At 57.7% G+C, this 17,258-nt stretch carries 14 protein-coding genes and 1 pseudogene; 7 read left to right on the forward strand and 8 right to left on the reverse strand.

Annotation, left to right across the window (positions count from 1 at the left end):
* Window positions 1-21 precede the first annotated feature (21 nt).
* From BIND_RS07125 to BIND_RS07135, 3 genes are all read right to left on the reverse strand, one after another.
* The gene (locus BIND_RS07125; protein WP_244395978.1) at window positions 22-1,446 is read right to left on the reverse strand and encodes a hypothetical protein; all 1,425 of its coding nucleotides are present in this window, start codon (window positions 1,444-1,446) and stop codon (window positions 22-24) included.
* A gap of 198 nt (window positions 1,447-1,644) precedes the next feature.
* Window positions 1,645-3,096: a hypothetical protein gene (locus BIND_RS07130; RefSeq protein WP_244395979.1), complete on the reverse strand. Its 1,452-nt coding sequence runs from the start codon at window positions 3,094-3,096 to the stop codon at window positions 1,645-1,647.
* A 323-nt stretch (window positions 3,097-3,419) separates the two neighbouring features.
* The gene (locus BIND_RS07135) at window positions 3,420-4,718 is read right to left on the reverse strand and encodes an FAD-dependent monooxygenase (RefSeq protein WP_012384402.1); all 1,299 of its coding nucleotides are present in this window, start codon (window positions 4,716-4,718) and stop codon (window positions 3,420-3,422) included.
* Window positions 4,719-4,946: 228 nt separating this feature from the next.
* On the opposite strand from BIND_RS07135, the pseudogene BIND_RS22310 reads away from it, so the two are divergent.
* Together BIND_RS22310 and BIND_RS07140 are read left to right on the forward strand one after the other, a co-directional pair.
* A pseudogene (locus tag BIND_RS22310) lies at window positions 4,947-5,000 on the forward strand (CGNR zinc finger domain-containing protein); the annotation flags it as partial.
* Window positions 5,001-5,054: 54 nt separating this feature from the next.
* On the forward strand, window positions 5,055-6,029 hold the full coding sequence (locus BIND_RS07140; RefSeq protein WP_012384403.1) for a DMT family transporter: 975 nt from the start codon (window positions 5,055-5,057) through the stop codon (window positions 6,027-6,029).
* A gap of 78 nt (window positions 6,030-6,107) precedes the next feature.
* Here the strand turns inward: BIND_RS07140 and BIND_RS07145 are convergent, their stop codons facing one another.
* Window positions 6,108-6,905, reverse strand: a complete 798-nt coding sequence (locus BIND_RS07145; RefSeq protein ID WP_012384404.1) for an NAD(P)H-dependent oxidoreductase — start codon at window positions 6,903-6,905, stop codon at window positions 6,108-6,110.
* 96 nt (window positions 6,906-7,001) lie between these two features.
* Here BIND_RS07145 and BIND_RS07150 point away from each other — a divergent pair, with 96 nt between their 5' ends.
* Entirely contained in the window at window positions 7,002-7,934 is a 933-nt protein-coding gene (locus BIND_RS07150; RefSeq protein WP_012384405.1) for a LysR family transcriptional regulator, read from the forward strand.
* 118 nt (window positions 7,935-8,052) lie between these two features.
* Here the strand turns inward: BIND_RS07150 and gltA are convergent, their stop codons facing one another.
* Window positions 8,053-9,342, reverse strand: a complete 1,290-nt coding sequence (gene gltA, locus BIND_RS07155) for a citrate synthase (protein WP_012384406.1) — start codon at window positions 9,340-9,342, stop codon at window positions 8,053-8,055.
* Between the two features lie 154 nt (window positions 9,343-9,496).
* Window positions 9,497-10,918, reverse strand: coding sequence for a glutamate--tRNA ligase (gene gltX, locus BIND_RS07160; RefSeq protein WP_012384407.1), 1,422 nt, complete (start codon window positions 10,916-10,918; stop codon window positions 9,497-9,499).
* A 265-nt stretch (window positions 10,919-11,183) separates the two neighbouring features.
* On the opposite strand from gltX, the gene BIND_RS07170 reads away from it, so the two are divergent.
* Window positions 11,184-13,562 (forward strand): ComEC/Rec2 family competence protein, encoded by a 2,379-nt coding sequence (locus tag BIND_RS07170; RefSeq protein WP_012384408.1) that lies wholly within the window; start codon window positions 11,184-11,186, stop codon window positions 13,560-13,562.
* Window positions 13,563-13,664: 102 nt separating this feature from the next.
* Window positions 13,665-13,952, forward strand: a complete 288-nt coding sequence (locus BIND_RS07175; RefSeq protein WP_041777978.1) for a hypothetical protein — start codon at window positions 13,665-13,667, stop codon at window positions 13,950-13,952.
* A 128-nt stretch (window positions 13,953-14,080) separates the two neighbouring features.
* Here the strand turns inward: BIND_RS07175 and BIND_RS07180 are convergent, their stop codons facing one another.
* On the reverse strand, window positions 14,081-14,794 hold the full coding sequence (locus BIND_RS07180) for a glutamine amidotransferase (RefSeq protein ID WP_012384410.1): 714 nt from the start codon (window positions 14,792-14,794) through the stop codon (window positions 14,081-14,083).
* A 50-nt stretch (window positions 14,795-14,844) separates the two neighbouring features.
* A complete protein-coding gene (locus tag BIND_RS07185) occupies window positions 14,845-15,432 on the reverse strand; it encodes a histidine phosphatase family protein (protein WP_012384411.1) in 588 nt (195 codons plus the stop codon).
* 179 nt (window positions 15,433-15,611) lie between these two features.
* On the opposite strand from BIND_RS07185, the gene BIND_RS07190 reads away from it, so the two are divergent.
* Window positions 15,612-16,241, forward strand: a complete 630-nt coding sequence (locus BIND_RS07190; protein WP_012384412.1) for a PadR family transcriptional regulator — start codon at window positions 15,612-15,614, stop codon at window positions 16,239-16,241.
* A gap of 172 nt (window positions 16,242-16,413) precedes the next feature.
* Window positions 16,414-17,250, forward strand: coding sequence for an indole-3-glycerol phosphate synthase TrpC (trpC, locus tag BIND_RS07200; RefSeq protein ID WP_012384413.1), 837 nt, complete (start codon window positions 16,414-16,416; stop codon window positions 17,248-17,250).
* Window positions 17,251-17,258: the final 8 nt, after the last annotated feature.

The following is a 17,258-nucleotide window of genomic DNA, read 5'->3' on the forward strand; positions in this document are numbered from 1 at the left end:
GCCTGATACTCTGTGCGTGCCTCATGTTTTGGGTTGCGGCGCGTCGAGGGGGAAAATATCGAGTGTGTTAATGGGGGGAAGCGTCTTCTTGAATTCCGTCAAGGCTTGATAAGCGCGCTGCGCTTCATTGGCGTCGGTCAAGTAGAAGTCAACATCGGGGAAGGCGATGCTGACACTTTGGCCATTGAAATGCAAATGGCCAATATGCGTCCAGTGAGGCGGAATATCATCTTTGAACCAGGCCGCGTAGATGAGGGCGAGGCCGACCTTCTTTGCCGTCACCAATTGTCCCATCCAGCCGGGTTCAGCGGAAAGACGTGCCTTGCGCGCGCTTTCGGAACTCAATCCCCAGAGATCCAGAACATAGTTCGGATTACCATAAGCAACCCAGCCGAGATCATTGACGGCAATCGGTGCCTTCCAATAGTCTTTGGCAAATCGTCCCATCTGATATTGCTGGTTATAGACACTCGCCGTGGCAGCGGGCGTGAGGAGTGTATATCGAACGAAACAAATGGCGCTGAAGACAACGAATAAGACCGAGCCCGCGATGATCGCACGTTTATCGAGTTTGCGCTGCTCGGGTTGTGAGAACAGGAAATAAAGGGTCATCGCAACGACCACTGTCACCGCATAGATTTCATAGCGCCGCATCCAACCCGTCCGTCCGAGAATGATATGCCCGAGGCCGACGATGAAGGCGAAGGTGAAAAGCGCCAGCCGTTTGCGGTCGGCGAGGGGATTCTTCTGCGTGAAGAAGATGATGATCATCACGAGGAATGGAACGTTCAAGGTCGGGTAAAGCAGTTTCCTGAGGAGCGTTTCCTCCTGCAGTTTCACGAGGACAGAGCTCGGCAAAGGCGGAAGTCCAAGCAGCATCAGGCCGAGAGAGAAAGCGGCGAGGCAGAGCGCGGTCAATGCCACAATGATCAAGGCGGGCCTTTTGTGTCCGGTCATGAAAAGCGCACAGGCGGTGGCGGCGGCAACGCCAGCACCTTCAAAACGCAACAGGACGCCAAGAATGACAGCGGGAACGAGCCACGGCGAGAGATGATCGTCTTCCACCGTTTCGATGAGGCCGACGATGACAGCCAAGGTCGCCGCGACATGAAGCGTATGTTCCATACCGGTGAAGACGAGGCCGAAACTATTCAGCAAGACGGTCATCGCCAAGGCAAGGGAGGCACTGACGCCGGGCGAGAAATGAAGCCGTTCGAACAGGCGGTTCCAAAAGTAAAAAATGGCAATAATGCCAAGAATATTCCAGAATAAGGCGCCAAAACTTCCCATATCCAATGCAACGAAAGGCACTAGAAGGAAAGGCCAAAGGATCGAGGAGGAGGGAGAGGCAAATTCGTTGCTGTTGACGCCATAATGGAGGCTTTTGATATGATCCGCCAAGGCAAGGTGAATATAGGGATCATCGAGTGAAAATATAACACTCATATTTTTATTGAAATAATAAATCGAGAGAAGCATCAAGAGAATGATGCTGGCGATGACCGAATATGAAATCAAATAAATATTCAGCCTACGCATGAATGTTGACCCTACCTGCGATCCGGTTCTGGTTTAGTTTAATGAGGGATAGGCTAATGACAATATTCTGACTTTGGGTACTATACGATAAGCTGGAGATAGGTGTCAGGTTTTGCGCTCAGGAGGTAAAATATCAAGAGAATCTCTCTCCGGCAGGACTTTTTTGAATTCCGCCAGGGCTTCGTAGGCGTGCTCCGCCTCCTTGGGATCGGTCAAATAGAATTCAACATTGAGAAAAGAGATTGATGTTTCGTGGCCGGCCACGCGCAATTCCGCGATACGCGACCAGGAAGGTGGGATATCTGGATAGAACCAGGAACTATAGACCATGGCAAGACCGACTTTATGCGCGGCGGTGAGCTTTTGCATCCAGCCGGGATCGCCGCTGAAACGGGCCGCGCGCGCTTCGTTGGAACCCAAACCCCATAGATCGAGAACGTAATATGGGTTCTGATAGGATGTCCATCCAAGATCATTGACCCCGATCGGTTCCCGCCAATAGTCCTTGGCAAATCGTCCCATCTGATATTGCTGGTTGTAGATGTCGCTGGCTGCGAAGGGTGTCACAACCGTATTTCTCACGAAGCAGACGGAACAGAAGAGAACGAACAAGACAGAGGCCGCAATGAGCGTCCGGTCATCAAACTTGCGCTGTTCTGGTTGCGAGAACAGGAAATAGATCGTCATGGAAACGACTGTTGTCACCGCATAGATTTCGTAACGTCTGAAGGCTCCCAATCCACCGGCCAGAATATGACCAAGGCCGACGATGAAGGCGAACGTGAACAGGGCTAGCCGTTTGCGGTCGGCAAGGGGATCCTTTTGAGTGAAAAAGACGATGATCATCACGGTGAACGGTATGTTCAAGGTCGGATAAGTCAGTTTTCTGAACCAGGACCCCTCGTGCAGCTTCGCGAGCACGGAGCTTGGCAAGGGTGGCAGCCCGAGGAGCGTCAGGCCGACGCTGAAAGTGAAGAGGCAGAGCGCGGTCAGCGCGATGATAACGACGGCGGGCTTTTTATGGCCGGTCATGAAAAGGGCACAGGCAGCGGCGATGGCGACGCCGGCACCTTCGAAACGCAAAAGAACGCTACAAACGGCGGCGGGAATGAGCCAGGGTGCAAGACGATCGTCTTCCACGGTTTCGATCAGGCCGATGACGACGGCCAAGCTGGCGGCGACATGGAGTGTATTCTCCATGCCGGTAAAAACGAGGCCGAAACCGTTCAGGAGAAAGGTCAGCGCCATGGCGAGGGCGGCACTGACGCCGAGCGAGAAATGCAGCCGTTCAAACAGGCGGTTCCATAAGTGGAAGATGAGGCCAAGGCCGATGATATTCCACAGGAGCGCGCCAAAACTTCCAATATTCAGGCCGGCAAAAGGAGCGATGAGAAAGGGCCAGATGATTGAAGAGGAGGGGGAAGCGAATTCGTTGACGTTGATGCCGTAATGCAGATGAGAGATATTTTCTGCTAACGCGAGATGAATATAAGGATCATCGACTGAGAATATAACACTGAGATTTTTATTGAGATAATAAATCGAAAGTAGAATCAAAAGAATGATGCTGGCAATGACCGAATATGAAATGAAATATATTTTCTGTCTGCTCATCAATAATATACCTTTTTTTATATAAAAAGTATATAATTAGACTTGCTAAGAAGTTCATGTTTTTGAATTGAAAATTTGTGGATGATGATGATCTTAATGCAAGAAATACATTAGGTTTGATTCAGTAACGAATTTATGAAATCAGTCATGATGACGATTATTGAAATTGAGAGCAGTTTCGCCTTGAAGTCAATATAACAATTGTCCAGTCATTTATCGCAACCAGATTTGTTTTGAGAAAACGGTACGTTCAGATCCGATTTGAGCTAAGGACAAGAGGAGTTTGTGACGGCGTCCACGGGTTGACGCATGAGGCGGGGAAGATGTCCATGCGGAAGCACGCCTTCGCGCATGATGGCGCGCCGCAGCGGGCCGATGGCTGCGAAGGCAGCCAGGCCCGCGCCGCGCAGAAAGTCGATCGGCAGGAAATCCGAGAGAAGCGAGCGATTGAGGACGTCGATCCCATCCGTGCGCAAATCGATATCACTGCGCCGAACCCGGGCATAGGATGCAAGGACCCGCGCTGCGCCGATATCATGACCAGCGGCCCTCGCATCTTCCAGGCATTCGATCAGGCTGGCGCTATCCCGCAGGCTGAGGTTCAGGCCCTGGGCCGCCAGGGGAGGGAAGACATGGGCGGCCTCGCCGAGAAGGGCAATGCGATGCCCCGTCAGGCGCGAGACCTTCATGCCGGACATGGGAAAGAAACCGCGCGGCTCTTCAAGCGACAAGTGACCAAGGCTGCCCTGGATCTGATCCTCGATTTCGGCGGCCAGAAGCACATTATCGAGGCTCGCGCGCCGTTTGGCTTGTTCCTCGCTCATCAACCAGACCAGACTCGAGCGATGTGGATGCATGTCCAGCGGGGGCAGGGGCACCAGAGTGCATGGCCCGAAACGGGTATGATATTCGGTCGAGATGAAACGATGGGGACGCTCGTGATCGAGAAAGGCCGTCAAGGCGACTTGCGGATAGGGCCAGGTCCGCGCGCCGATGCCAGCCTTGCGGCGGGCGAGCGAAGCCCGCCCGTCAGCCGCGACGATGAGCTTGGCTGTCACGCCTGTTCCATCCGCCAGAATGACCTCGACCCGATCTGATTGGAAGTCGATATCCTTTAAAAGGGTCTCATGGAGGCGCAGGTTGGGAAGATCGCGGGCGATTCCCGCGAGGGTTTCGACGAGCGGGGTATTTTCGATATTTTCCCCGAATGCAGGCAGGCCAATCTCGCGGGACGCGAAGGAGATGGCATTGATGGGCATGCGCGCGCCTGTCGCATCGATGATGCGAATCTCCTTGAGCGGCGCGCTATGGGCGCGCAAGGCCGGCCAGAGCCCAAGCGCCTTGTAATAACGCAATGATCCTTCAAACAAGGCGACGGTCCGGCCATTCGGATGCGTCTGCGTCGAGCCGACACAAATGACCGAAAAACCGGATTTGGCGAGACCTATGGCCACGGAGAGGCCGGCTGCGCCGGCACCGGCCACGAGAATATCGCAGACGAGCGGTTCAGCGGGGAAGGTGGGAGTGCTCGTGGATGCGGCAACGGAGACAGGCGAAGACATCATGCTGATCGTAACCCATCGATCCTGTTGGACAATACTCTCTAATCCTTACCTTTGATCTTGCTCTCGTTTTGAGAGGAGCGGGATTGGAAAGATCATCAGGGCTCTAACATGCCTCGCCCCATCGCATCAAACTCAAAAGCGGCGTCTCCTTTCGGGATCAATCGATGCCTTTCATGCTCCGGTCATCTGATAATGCCTGTGTCTTGATAAACTGTACAAAATTGCCGCATGCTGTTCCTCGATGCCTCCCGCAGTTCCCGGCGGTGGTGGTGTTCGATGGACCGGTGCGGAAGCAACGGACCCCGTGGAGTGACTTTTCACAGCGCGAGCGTCACAATGAGCACCGGACATAAGGTTGCCCAAGGCCGGGCGGAATTTGTCTTCCTGTTGATTGCATCGACCTTCCTGATGGGCTCGAGTTTTGCCGTGGGCAAAATTCTGCTGCAGGCGGGGTTTGAGCCGATGATCCTTGTCGGCTGGCGGTTCCTGCTCGCGGCTTTCGCCACTTTGCCGTTCGTTTTCTTGGAGAACGGTCATGTCATGAGCGCTCTGTTGCCAGCACGTGCCGGCTGGCGTGACGCTGCGCTCGTGATCACGATCGGTTTGCTCCAGACGGCTGGAGTCATGAGCCTGTTGTTTTTGGCGATGCGATCCATCTCGGCATCGACTGCTGCAATTTTGCTGTTTACCAATCCGATCTGGGTCGCGGTTCTCGGAAAATTGTTCCTCGGCGAAACGCTTCATCGAACCCGCCTCGCTGGTCTTTTGGTCGGCGTGACCGGTGTCACGCTCGCCATTGGTCTCGCCCCGGATGCGCTTTCCGGCAATGACGTATCGCGTGGCGAATTGACTGGCCTCGCGGCGGCCTTTTGCTGGGCTGGCGCGACGATCATCAACAAACGCGCAAAACTGCCATTCGGCTCTTGGGCGCTCAGTTTCTGGCAGATGTTGATTGGCGCGGTTGCGGTTCTGATCATCGCTTATGCGAGCGGCCAGCATTGGCCCGAGCGCACGACACCTTCGCAATGGACTTGGTTTCTCTGGCTCTCAATCCCTGCTTCCACAGGATCGTTTGGGCTATGGTTTCTTGCTTTGGCCAAGGGCGGCGCGACGAAGGCGAGCGGCTATTTGTTTTTGGCGCCCTTATTCGCCGTCATGACCTCCTTTTTCATTCTGGGCACGACCTTATCCTGGATGCAGGCGGCCGGTGGTCTTCTGATCGGTCTGGCTTTGTGGTTGATGAATAGAGAGGGCTCCGGCGCAAGTCGGCGTGAACGGCTGGAAGAAGCTTTGGCGGAAGGCGAACCGTAATATCGGTTGCCGAGAATGGCCTGCGACGCGGATGGCGGGCCATTCTGCCACTCCGGCAAGTTTGTCCGCGAAGCCTGGCTAGCCCGCCGTGCTTGCATCCTTCAGATGAACCGCGAAGCCGGTCGCCTCTGGATCGCCCAGGTCGGGACGAAGCTGCATGCTTGGGATCAGATAGTCACCGCCATTCTGCCGTCGATAGGGAATGGGCGCGGTGGTCGCGAGGGTCCGCATCCTTTCGCGCAGGTGCTCGGCCACGGTCTCGAAGCCGGCTTCATCGAGGCGATCGACTTTGTAGACCACGAAAGGCGGAAGCACGTCGTAACCCGGATAATAGAGGATACCGTGATTGATGGGGAACAGCAGGTCGTCGATCGGCCCGTTGATCCCGCGGGCGGAATAATGCTCCTCCCAGCCGCCGGCCGTCACGATCAACATGGCCCGCTTGCCTGCCAGTTTCCCCTCACCGTAGCGGTCGCCCCAGCGCTTGTCGCTGTGCTCGCCGACCCCATAGGCGAAACCACTCGCATATACCCGCTCGACCCAGCCCTTGAGGATCGCCGGCATGGTGAACCACCAGAGCGGAAACTGAAGGATCAAGACATCGGCCCACAGAAGCTTCTCCTGCTCGGCTCTCACGTCTTCGGTGAGTGTCTTGGCAGCGAACCCCTCTGTTGAGGCTCTCCATACTTTCAACCGTTCGTCCGGCGCCAGCGCCGGGAAGTCGGCGCGGTCGATCTCGGATTTCCAATGCATGGCATAGAGGTCCGACACCCGCACCTCGTGGCCTTGAGCCTCGAGTTCCTTGACCGCGATGTCGCGGAGCGCGCCGTTGAGCGAGCGCGGTTCGGGATGGGCAAAGACAAGCAAAATGTTCATGAGGTCAGCGATCCGGGATTGGGAAAGGGACCTGCACGGTAGATGACGCCGGAGCAATCCACTATAGTTGGTTAATGGATAGGATTATGCCGAATAATGGATAAATTGGACGTCACACTTGAGCGCATACGCACCTTCGTCCGCGTCGCCGAGCGCGGGAGCCTGTCGGCGGTCGCGCGGGAGCAGGAGGTCGGTCAGTCGACCGTCACCCGGCATTTGCGAGAACTCGAGGAAGCTGTCGGCGTGCCCTTGCTCAGCAGGACGACCCGGCGTGTCACGCTGACCGATGAAGGCAGCCGCTATTATGCCAATAGCGTCCAGATCCTGCGCCTCGTGGAGCAGGCCGGCGATGAGGCACGAGGCACGCGCGGTGCGCCAGCCGGCACGATCCGGATATCCTGCACCGCGGCTTTCGGGGTTTTGCACGTCAGCCGGATGATCTTTGCCTTCCAGGATCGCTATCCCAATATCGGGGTCGACCTCAGCCTGACCGACGAACGTGTCGACCTTGTCCGTGAGGGCGTCGATATTGCGCTTCGCCTGGGTCCGCTCACCGACAGTTCCATGAAGCTACGATCCCTCGGACAGAGCCGGCGCCTGCTGGTGGCAGCACCGTCCTATCTGGCTGCACGGGGAACGCCGGCTGTCCCGCAGGACCTGTCTGCTCATGAAGGCATTCGGATGTCGCATGTGGCGGGAAGCGACACCCTCATCTTGCAGGGGCCGGGCGGTGAGCGCCATGCTGTGCCTTTTGGAGGGCGTTTTCGGATTGACCATGGGCTTGCCGCCCGCGAGGCCTTTGTCGCAGGGCGCGGCATTGGACCCGCCCATCGATGGCTTGTCGATGATCTCCTGCAAACGAGCCGGCTCCAGGAGATCCTGCCCGATTATTCGCTACCACCCGCCCCGCTGAGCATGCTGATTGTTCCGGAGCGCGCGGGCATTGCCCGGGTCCGGCTGGTGGCTGATTTCCTTGCGGAGCAGATTAGCGGCGTTCCGGGGATTGAGAAGCCTCGGCCAGAGCGTTAGCTGACGAGCTTCACTTCCATGCCGATGCGGCTCTTGAGTGACGCCTCATGCAAAGGGGCTGACGAACATTGGTTCGCCAGCCCCTTGTTGGATGTGCGGAATGATCGTCGCGGCGCGATTACCGCTTGTCGATCGTCACATAATCGCGCTGCGGCGCGCCCGTATAAAGCTGGCGCGGACGGCCGATCTTCTGCGCCGGATCCTCGATCATTTCCTTCCACTGCGCGATCCAGCCGGACGTGCGGGCCAAAGCGAACAGGACGGTGAAGAGGGAGGTCGGGAAGCCCATCGCCTTCAGCGTGATGCCGGAATAGAAGTCGATGTTCGGATAAAGCTTCTTCTCGATGAAATAGGGGTCGTGCAGAGCGATCTTTTCGAGTTCGACGGCGACGTCGAGCAGCGGATCGTCCTTGATGCCAAGTTCGGTCAAGACATCATGACAGGTCTTCTGCATGATCTTCGCGCGCGGATCGTAGTTCTTGTACACGCGGTGGCCGAAGCCCATCAGACGGAAAGGATCATCCTTGTCCTTGGCCTTGGCGATATATTTCGGAATATTATCGACCGAACCGATTTCCTCGAGCATCTTCAGGGCCGCTTCATTGGCGCCGCCATGGGCGGGACCCCAGAGGCAGGCGACACCCGCCGCGATGCAGGCGAAGGGATTGGCACCCGACGAACCGGCAAGACGCACCGTGGAGGTCGAAGCATTCTGCTCGTGATCGGCGTGCAGGATGAAGATCTTCTCGAGCGCGTCAGCGAGGATCGGATTGACCTTATATTCTTCGGCCGGCACCGCGAAGCACATGTGCAGGAAATTCGCGGCATAGCTCAGATTATTCTTCGGATAAACGAAGGGCTGACCAATCGTATATTTATACGCCATGGCGGCCAGCGTCGGGATCTTGGCGATCAGCCGCATGGAGGCAATCATGCGCTGTTTGGGATCGTGGATATCGGTCGAGTCGTGATAGAAGGCCGACAGCGCGCCGACGACAGCGACCAGGATCGCCATCGGATGGGCATCGCGCCGGAAACCGTTGTAGAAACGGGTCAGCTGCTCGTGCACCATCGTGTGATTGGTGATGCGGTTGTCGAAATCCGCCTTTTGCGCCTTGGTCGGCAGCTCCCCGTAAAGGAGAAGATAAGCGGTTTCGAGGAAGTCGCCTTGCTCGGCCAACTGGTCGATCGGATAGCCGCGATACAGCAGCACGCCAGCGTCGCCGTCGATATAGGTGATCTGGGACTCGCAGCTCGCGGTGGAGGTGAAGCCCGGATCATAAGTGAATGCGCCGGTTTGCGCATAGAATTTGCCGATATCGACGACCGAAGGGCCTATTGTTCCGACCTTGACCGGAAAATTATATGATTTGTCGTCGAGACTAAAGGAGCCGATCGTCGCGCTCATCAAGACCGCCTTCTAGGTTCGATATATCGGGGCCGGATTCCTGAAGATATCGATTGCCGGGAATCCAGAGCCACACGGCTTGTGCAGCGCGCAATTCACTAGCCAATCGTTCGTCGCTGTCAAGCCGAGGGGGATTGCACCTTCGTTAGGCTTTTCAGCCTGCTTGATCACGAAGCCGCGCCAAACCTTCGTCGCGGCCAAGGACTTCCAACACGTCGAAAATACCCGGCGAAGTGGCGCGTCCCGTCAAGGCCGCGCGCAGGGGCTGGGCGACTTGGCCGAGCTTCACGCCGGTCTCGGCCACATAGGCGCGCACGATGGCCTCGAGCGCCGAGGCTTTCCATTCAGGCGCGGCTTCGAACAGAGGAACGAGAGCGGCAATATGCGCGCGGCTGGAGGCATCGAGCAGCGCTTGCGCCTTGGCGTCGAGTTCGAGCGGCCGTTCGGCGAAGAGGAAATTCGCGCCATCGAGTAATTCGACCAGAGTCTTGGCGCGTTCCTTCAGCCCCGGCATGGCGGCCAGCAATTGTGCCTTCCGCTCATCGGTGAATTTCGGCGCGAGTTCCAGCCCCTTCGGCAGAAAGGGCAGGGTGGTGCTGAGCATGTCAACGAGGTGGCGATCGTCGGCATGGCGCAGATAATGGCCATTCATATTTTCGAGCTTGGCAAAATCGAAGCGCGCGGGCGAACGGCCGACATGGGCGAGATCGAAGGCCTCGATCATTTCCTCTGTCGAGAAGAATTCCTTATCGCCCTGGCTCCAGCCGAGACGCACGAGATAATTGCGCAGGGCCTCGGGCAGATAGCCCATCCCGCGATAGGCATCGACGCCGAGCGCGCCATGCCGCTTCGACAATTTTGCGCCATCCGCACCATGGATCAGGGGAATATGCGCCATGATGGGCACTGACCAGCCGAGCGCCTGATAGATCTGCATTTGCCGCGCGGCATTGGTCAGATGATCGTCGCCGCGGATGATCTGCGTCACCCCCATGTCGTGATCATCGACGACGACGGCGAGCATATAGGTCGGCGTGCCGTCCGAGCGCAAAAGCACCAGATCATCGAGATCCTTATTGGCCCAGGTCACCTTGCCCTGAACCTTGTCATCTAATGTGGTTTCTCCGTCGCGCGGCGCCTTGAGGCGGATCACCGGCTTCACGCCAGACGGCGCGTCATTCTCCGCGCGATCACGCCAGCGCCCATCATAGCGCGGCGGGCGGCCTTCCTTGCGGGCCTGCTCCCGCATTTCTTCAAGTTCCTGCGGCGTCGCATAGCAATAATAGGCTTGTCCCGCTTCCAGAAGAGACAGGGCGACATCACGATGCCGGGCGACGCGCTGGAACTGATAGATGACATCGCCATCCCAATGCAGGCCGAGCCAGGAGAGCCCATCGAGAATGGCGGCGATGGCCGCGTCGGTGGAGCGTTCGCGGTCGGTATCCTCGATACGCAGGAGCATCCGGCCGCCGGCATGACGGGCAAACAGCCAATTGAAGAGCGCCGTGCGCGCGCCGCCAATATGCAAAAAACCGGTCGGCGAGGGAGCAAAACGGGTAACGACTTCATCTGGCATAGGATTGATCCGTGGCACCGAAGAATGGGACCGAAGAGAGAGGAAGAACGGCAAAACCGAACGGAAAATAAAATTTATAACGCTGGCCTTTTGGCGTTACGGCGCGCGCCGCGTCGTGTAGCATGGAATAGCTGAAAGAAAAGCGCCATCGCAGGGAAAGAGACGCGATTTCCACCCTTTGGTTTTCACATGCCTGCTTGCGCCTTGCTGCTTGCTGTTTCCTACCCCGATTTAGGTTTCAATTACCTGATTTATAAGAGCTTCGATGACTCCCGCGGCCCTTGCCGATAAGTCAGAGGATAGCCACAGCGGCCGAGCTTCCGCCTCATTTGGCTGGTTCGCGCGCATGCAACGGGCATTCCGCCTGGCCTTCGAGGTCGAGGTCGCGGAGCGGCGGTTGTTTCCCTGGCTGCCCGTCGCGGCCGGTGCCGGCGTCGTTCTCTACTTCTACGCCGACCATGAACCTCCACTCTGGCTCAATGGCGCCTTGGTTGCGATCTTTGCCATTCTCGCCTGGTTCGGCCGGCAAAGACGCCCCGCCTTGGTGATCCTGCTAGGGCTTTGCGCGCTGTTCGCCGGAGAATTGTCCGCCGGTCTTCGCAGCATGAGGGTGGCCGCGCCGGTTCTCGATCGAATCACCATCGCCACGGTCGAAGGCACCATCGAGCAGATGGATTACCGGCCGCGCGGGGCGCGATTCATCCTGCGGGTTGGCGCGATCGATGGTCTGAATCCTGAGCAAACACCTTATCGGGTGCGCCTTTCGACGCGCCGAGCGCCGCCGTTTGGGGCAGGGACCTATGTGAGTCTCAAGGCCAGGCTTTTGCCGCCTGCGCGTGCGAGCCTGCCAGGTGGCTATGACTTTGCCCGCGATGCGTGGTTTGCCCGGATCGGCGCGGTCGGCACCGCGCTCGGCCGGATCGAGACCGTCTCCGCGCCTGATCCGCCGGGCTTTGGGCTGGCCGTGATGACGGCGCTCGATCGCGGCCGCAACGCTTTGGCCTTGCGGATCAATTCCATCGTCGGCGGTGATGCCGGGGCGATCGCCGCGGCCATGGTGACAGGCAAGCGCGATCTTTTGTCCGAACAGGCGAAGGATGTGATCCGCGAGGCGGGAATCTTTCATATCATTACCATTTCTGGCGTCCAGATGACCTTGGTCGTCGGCATTTTCTTTGTCGGCCTGCGGCAAATTTTGGCTTTGAGCCCGCGTCTCGCCCTCACTTATCCGATCAAGAAATGGGCAGCGGCGGCGGCCATTCTCGCGGCCACCCTCTATGATATAGTCACGGGCTCGCGGGTCGGAACGGAACGGGCGCTCGTCATGACGCTCATCATGCTCGGCGCTGTTCTGCTCGACCGGCAGGCGTTGACCATGCGCAATCTGGCTTTCGCGGCTTTATTCGTTCTCGTGACTGAGCCGGAAGCGATTTTGGGCGCAAGTTTCCAACTCTCCTTCGCGGCGGTTGCTGCCTTGGTGTCCGTCTACGAGACTCGCATGGCGGCGCGCGCGAGGGAACAGGAGGATTTGACACGGCAGATCGTCCAACCACTGCCGAGCCCATCTCAGGGCGTCTTTCGGGGGTTGGCCCTTTGGCGGCGATGGGAGTCTATCGCGCCGCTTTTGCGGCAGGGGCCGGGCGGTCTTCTGTTTGCGACCTTTTGCGCCACAATGGCGACGGCCTCCTTCATGGCCTATAATTTCCACGAACTTAGCCCCTATGTGCTGATCGGCAATCCACTGACTTTGTCGATCATCGAGATCTTCGCGGTGCCCGGCGCGCTTCTGGGCACCTTGCTCTATCCATTCGGGCTCGACGCCTGGGTGTGGCACTATATAGGCGCCGGCATTACCTTCATCATGTGGCTGGCCAGGATCATTGGCGGATGGCCGGGCGCCACGATCCATTTGCCGGCTTTCGCGCCCTGGTCTCTTGTCTTTCTCAGCCTCGGCGTTCTCTCCGCCGTGCTGTGGCGCAGTGCCTTGCTGCGGGCGAGCGCTATTCCCTTCATGCTGATCGGCCTTTGTGGCGCTTTCTCTGGACCCGTTTTCGATATTGCCGTGCCGCCTTCCGGGGATTCCCTCGCGTTACGTGGGCGGGATGGCCGGCTGGCTGTACTTGGACCAAGGCCCAGCCTGTTCGGCGCCGAGCAATGGCTACGTGCCGATGCCGATGGGCGCGACGCGCGGGCGGCGCGAAAAGGCAATGTATGCGACAAGCTCGGCTGCGTCGGACATCTTGCCGATGGACGCGCTGTCGCGCTCGTGCTTGACAGGGAAGCCTTTATCGAGGATTGCCGGCGCGCGGCGATCCTTGTCACGCCACTGATCGCGCCGAGCGGCTGCGCTGCTTCCATCCTGATCGATCGGTCCGTCTTGCGTGATACGGGTGCTTTGACCCTGCGGCTTGGCACGGGAGAGCCGACTTTGCGCAGGGCGCGAGCGCCGGACGAGGACCGTCCGTGGTCGCCAAGGCCGAAAGGGGATTGGGGACAAAAGCGTTGGGGCGGAGACCATTTGGAGAGGATAAAGCCATATACCACCCTCCCTAAACCGACGGCTGAGCCATCGCCCGCAGAGACGGTGGTCGAGTCCTCTCTCGATCTAGCCGCTGATGACGATCAGGATCGATTGCCTGATTAACAATTGGCCATACACATCCAGACATGATAATCTGTTATATCCGATTGAAGATATCTTCTCTAGCTCGATAACCTGCAATGTCGGATCATGGTGGGGGCTTCAATGGAACAGATACTCATCAATCTTGTGTCGGGCGCGCTTGGCGGTAACGCTATCGGTAAGTCTTCGCCGACCTTCGATCTCGGTACGATTGGAAATACGATTGCCGGCCTCGTCGGAGGGGGTGTTCTCGGCCAGATCATAACAGCTCTGTTGCCGGCCGTTGCCTCGGCGACGCAGGCCGGGGATTTGAGCATTGGCGGTATTGTCACGCAATTGATCGCCGGTGGTGCTGGCGGCGCGATCTTGACAGCCATTGCTGGTCTCATCAAGAACAAGGTGGCCGCCTGAGCGAGAGAGTTCGACACGGTCTGTAAAATAATCATCCGAAAAGGATGACGCCTTGCCCGGATACATCCCGGCGAGGCTGTGTTGTAGTGCCTTCAATTTGTCTGCGCCATTGGTCCTGGACATGAGCGTTAACGGTCATGCCAATGTACATGGCTGTTCAGCCAGGTTTCCAGGCAAGCTGCCGCTTGTGATTGCAACACCGGGGTCAAACGCTCGTTCTCGGCTCGGAGAGCTGAAACGTCGATCTTGGCTAGAGACAATTCCAGCGTATGTCCGATCAGCCAGCGCTCGAAACCCTCGCCTCCGGCCTCAGGATGGAATTGTACGGCCAAAGCATGCTGGCCGTATGCAAAGGCTTGATTGACGCATACATCGGTGCTGGCGAGATGAATGGCGCCTTGGGGCAGGTCGAACGTATCGCCATGCCAATGCAGTACGGACTGATGCGCGAAGGCTGAGAGCGCGGATTTTTCGCCCGCGCCGGTCAGCGTGATAGGCTTGAAACCGAATTCCTTGGCAGGTCCTGGATAGACTTTTGCCCCGAGTGCTCGTGCCATGAGCTGCGCGCCAAGGCAGATGCCGAATGTCGGCCGGTTCGCGGCGAGCCTGCGTTCGAGGATGCGGATCTCCTCGGCGAGAAAAGGATAGCGATCATCTTCATAGGCGCCGATCGGCCCGCCAAGGACGAACAGAAGATCGGCCTCCATGGGCTCCGGCGTGGCGAGTGTATCCACACCAATGTCGAGATAGCGAAGCTGAAAGCCTGCCCGGGCGAGAACAGGCGCAAAGCCACCCAGATCCTCGAAGGCCAGATGGCGTATGGCAATGGCAGTTCTTGACATGAGCGATGTCCATCTTGGCAGGTTAGAGCGACTATGAAAATTCGAGAGTGTCAATCGCAGGCGATGCGATTTATTTGCCCCTCTGTGAGTTGGAACATGGCGTCTTGGGGTGTTTCGAGGCTCAAGGCCTCGTCCCGAGGAAGGTTCGCATACAAGCCTCGAAGGACGCGGCTGGCGACACCGTGAGAAACGATAATACGGGATGTGCAGGAATGGCTCGTGACGCGATGCAGAGCACCTTCGAGCCGGTCCGAAAAAGCCTCATAGCGCTCGCCGTCGGGAGAATGGAAATACCACTCATTGCGGCTGAAGCCCGAGCGTGCATCGGGCCAGTTCGCTTCAATTTCCGAGTTGGTCAGGCCTTCCCAGCATCCCATTCCGATTTCCATGAGACCGGGATCGAAGACGATCTCCTGTCGGATACCGGCGGCTTCGGCAAGAATGTGGGCGGTCTGCTTGGTACGGCCGAGGGGACTTGCAAAGACAATAGCATGATCCGGCTCGATGAGGCGGCGGAGCATTCCACCGATCTGGCGGGCTTGATCTTTCCCGCGTGCTGTCAGGGGTGAATCGACCTGGCCCTGGAAGCGGCCTTGGGCATTGAATTCAGTCTGTCCATGTCGAACGAGATAAATCACGCTACATCCCTAAAGGTACCAGCCAAACGTAGTCGCCACTTTTTAAGATAATTTGATGGGTCTTCCCAGCCGATCTCATATTCGTTCTGGCTGCTTTTCTAAAAGCCAAGGCTGATAAAGCTCTAAAGGTGATTTAAAAAGCTCTTGAATTATATCTTACGATATGATTATCGTAAGATATGACGAAAGAACATATCCACGCCCACAAATTTCATCATTTCCTTCATTCCATCGGCCGCAGGCGCGGCCCGCATGGCTTCGGCCGTGGTTGGGCTGAAGGGTTCGGACGAGGCTTCGGCGGAGGAGATTTTTCCGCCGGACGCAAGCTCAGCTCGAATGAGCTTCAGCTCGTGCTGCTGGCGCTGTTGGCCGAGCGTCCTGCTCATGGCTACGAACTGATCCGCATGCTGGAGGAACGCTCTGGGGGCTTCTATGCCCCGAGCCCAGGCATGGTCTATCCAGCACTGACCTATCTGGAAGAAATCGGCCACGCTTCGGTCACGCAAGAGGGCAACCGCAAGCTCTACAGCCTCACCGAGGAAGGGCGTCAGTCTTTACAAGCCCACCGTGAGGAGGCTGACTTTATCCTCGAGACATTGGCTCGCATCGGCAGCCGCATGGCCGAGGTCCGCGAGGCCTTCGCCGGCGTTGATGCTGCAGACCCCCAGGCGGCGGATGAACTGCATCAAGCCCGCCATGCCATCAAGCACGCTTTGATGCGCAAACGTGGCTGTTCCCCAGCGGAAGCCCGCCGTATTGCTGGCATTCTCCAGCGCGCGACCGCCGAGATCCTTGAACAGTCCAACTGAACGCCATGAAGCCTTTGGCCGGCATGGTCGAGCCAAGGGCTTCATTATTGACGTGCGTATCACTTTATTTTCAAAGACTCATCCATAATCAGGAAGTCAGAGAGCCCTTCAGGGATGGTTTCGCCGCTCTTTTCCTCTTAAATGAAGAGGGAACTCTTAAAGAGACGAAGGCATGGCCGATATTCTGAAGCGGATCGAAGCCTATAAAAGGCAGGAAATTGCTCAGGCAAAACAAAGTGTGAGCCTCGATGCTTTGCGGCGCCAATGCGAAAGCGTGGAAAAGCCGCGTGGTTTCATCAAAGCGCTCGCTGCCAAACAGGCCGAGGGGCGCATGGCGCTCATCGCTGAAATCAAGAAGGCCAGCCCATCCAAAGGCCTGATCCGGGCCGATTTCGATCCGCCGGCCTTGGCGCGGGCCTATGAGGAAGGTGGCGCCGCCTGTCTCTCCGTTCTCACCGATACGCCATCCTTTCAGGGCTCTCCTGAATTTCTCACGATCGCGCGGCAGGCCGTGAGCCTGCCAGCCTTGCGCAAGGATTTCCTCTTCGATCCTTATCAGGTCTTCGAGGCGCGGGCCTGGGGTGCCGATTGCATCTTGATCATCATGGCTTGCGTCGATGATGAGCTCGCTGGCGCCCTGCGTGATGCCGCGCGGGAGCTTGGCATGGATTGCCTCGTCGAGGTGCATGACGAGGCGGAACTTATCCGCGCCCTCCGTCTTGAAACCCCGCTGATCGGCATCAATAATCGCGATTTGCGCACCTTTAATGTCTCGCTCGAAACCAGCGAGCGGCTCGCCGCCAAAATTCCGGATGATCGCATGATCGTCGGCGAAAGCGGCATTTTCACCGCGCAGGATTGCGCGCGGCTCAAGGCCCATCGCATTGGGACCGTGCTCGTTGGCGAAAGCCTGATGCGGGAGCAAGATGTGACGGCGGCGACACGCCGGCTGCTCGATCTGCCGCCGGAGGCCGTGACGGGCCCGGTCCATGCCGTTTTGGAGTCATGAGGGGCGCT

Origin of the sequence: Beijerinckia indica subsp. indica ATCC 9039, from assembly GCF_000019845.1 — a bacterium.
GTDB classification, from domain to species: domain Bacteria; phylum Pseudomonadota; class Alphaproteobacteria; order Rhizobiales; family Beijerinckiaceae; genus Beijerinckia; species Beijerinckia indica.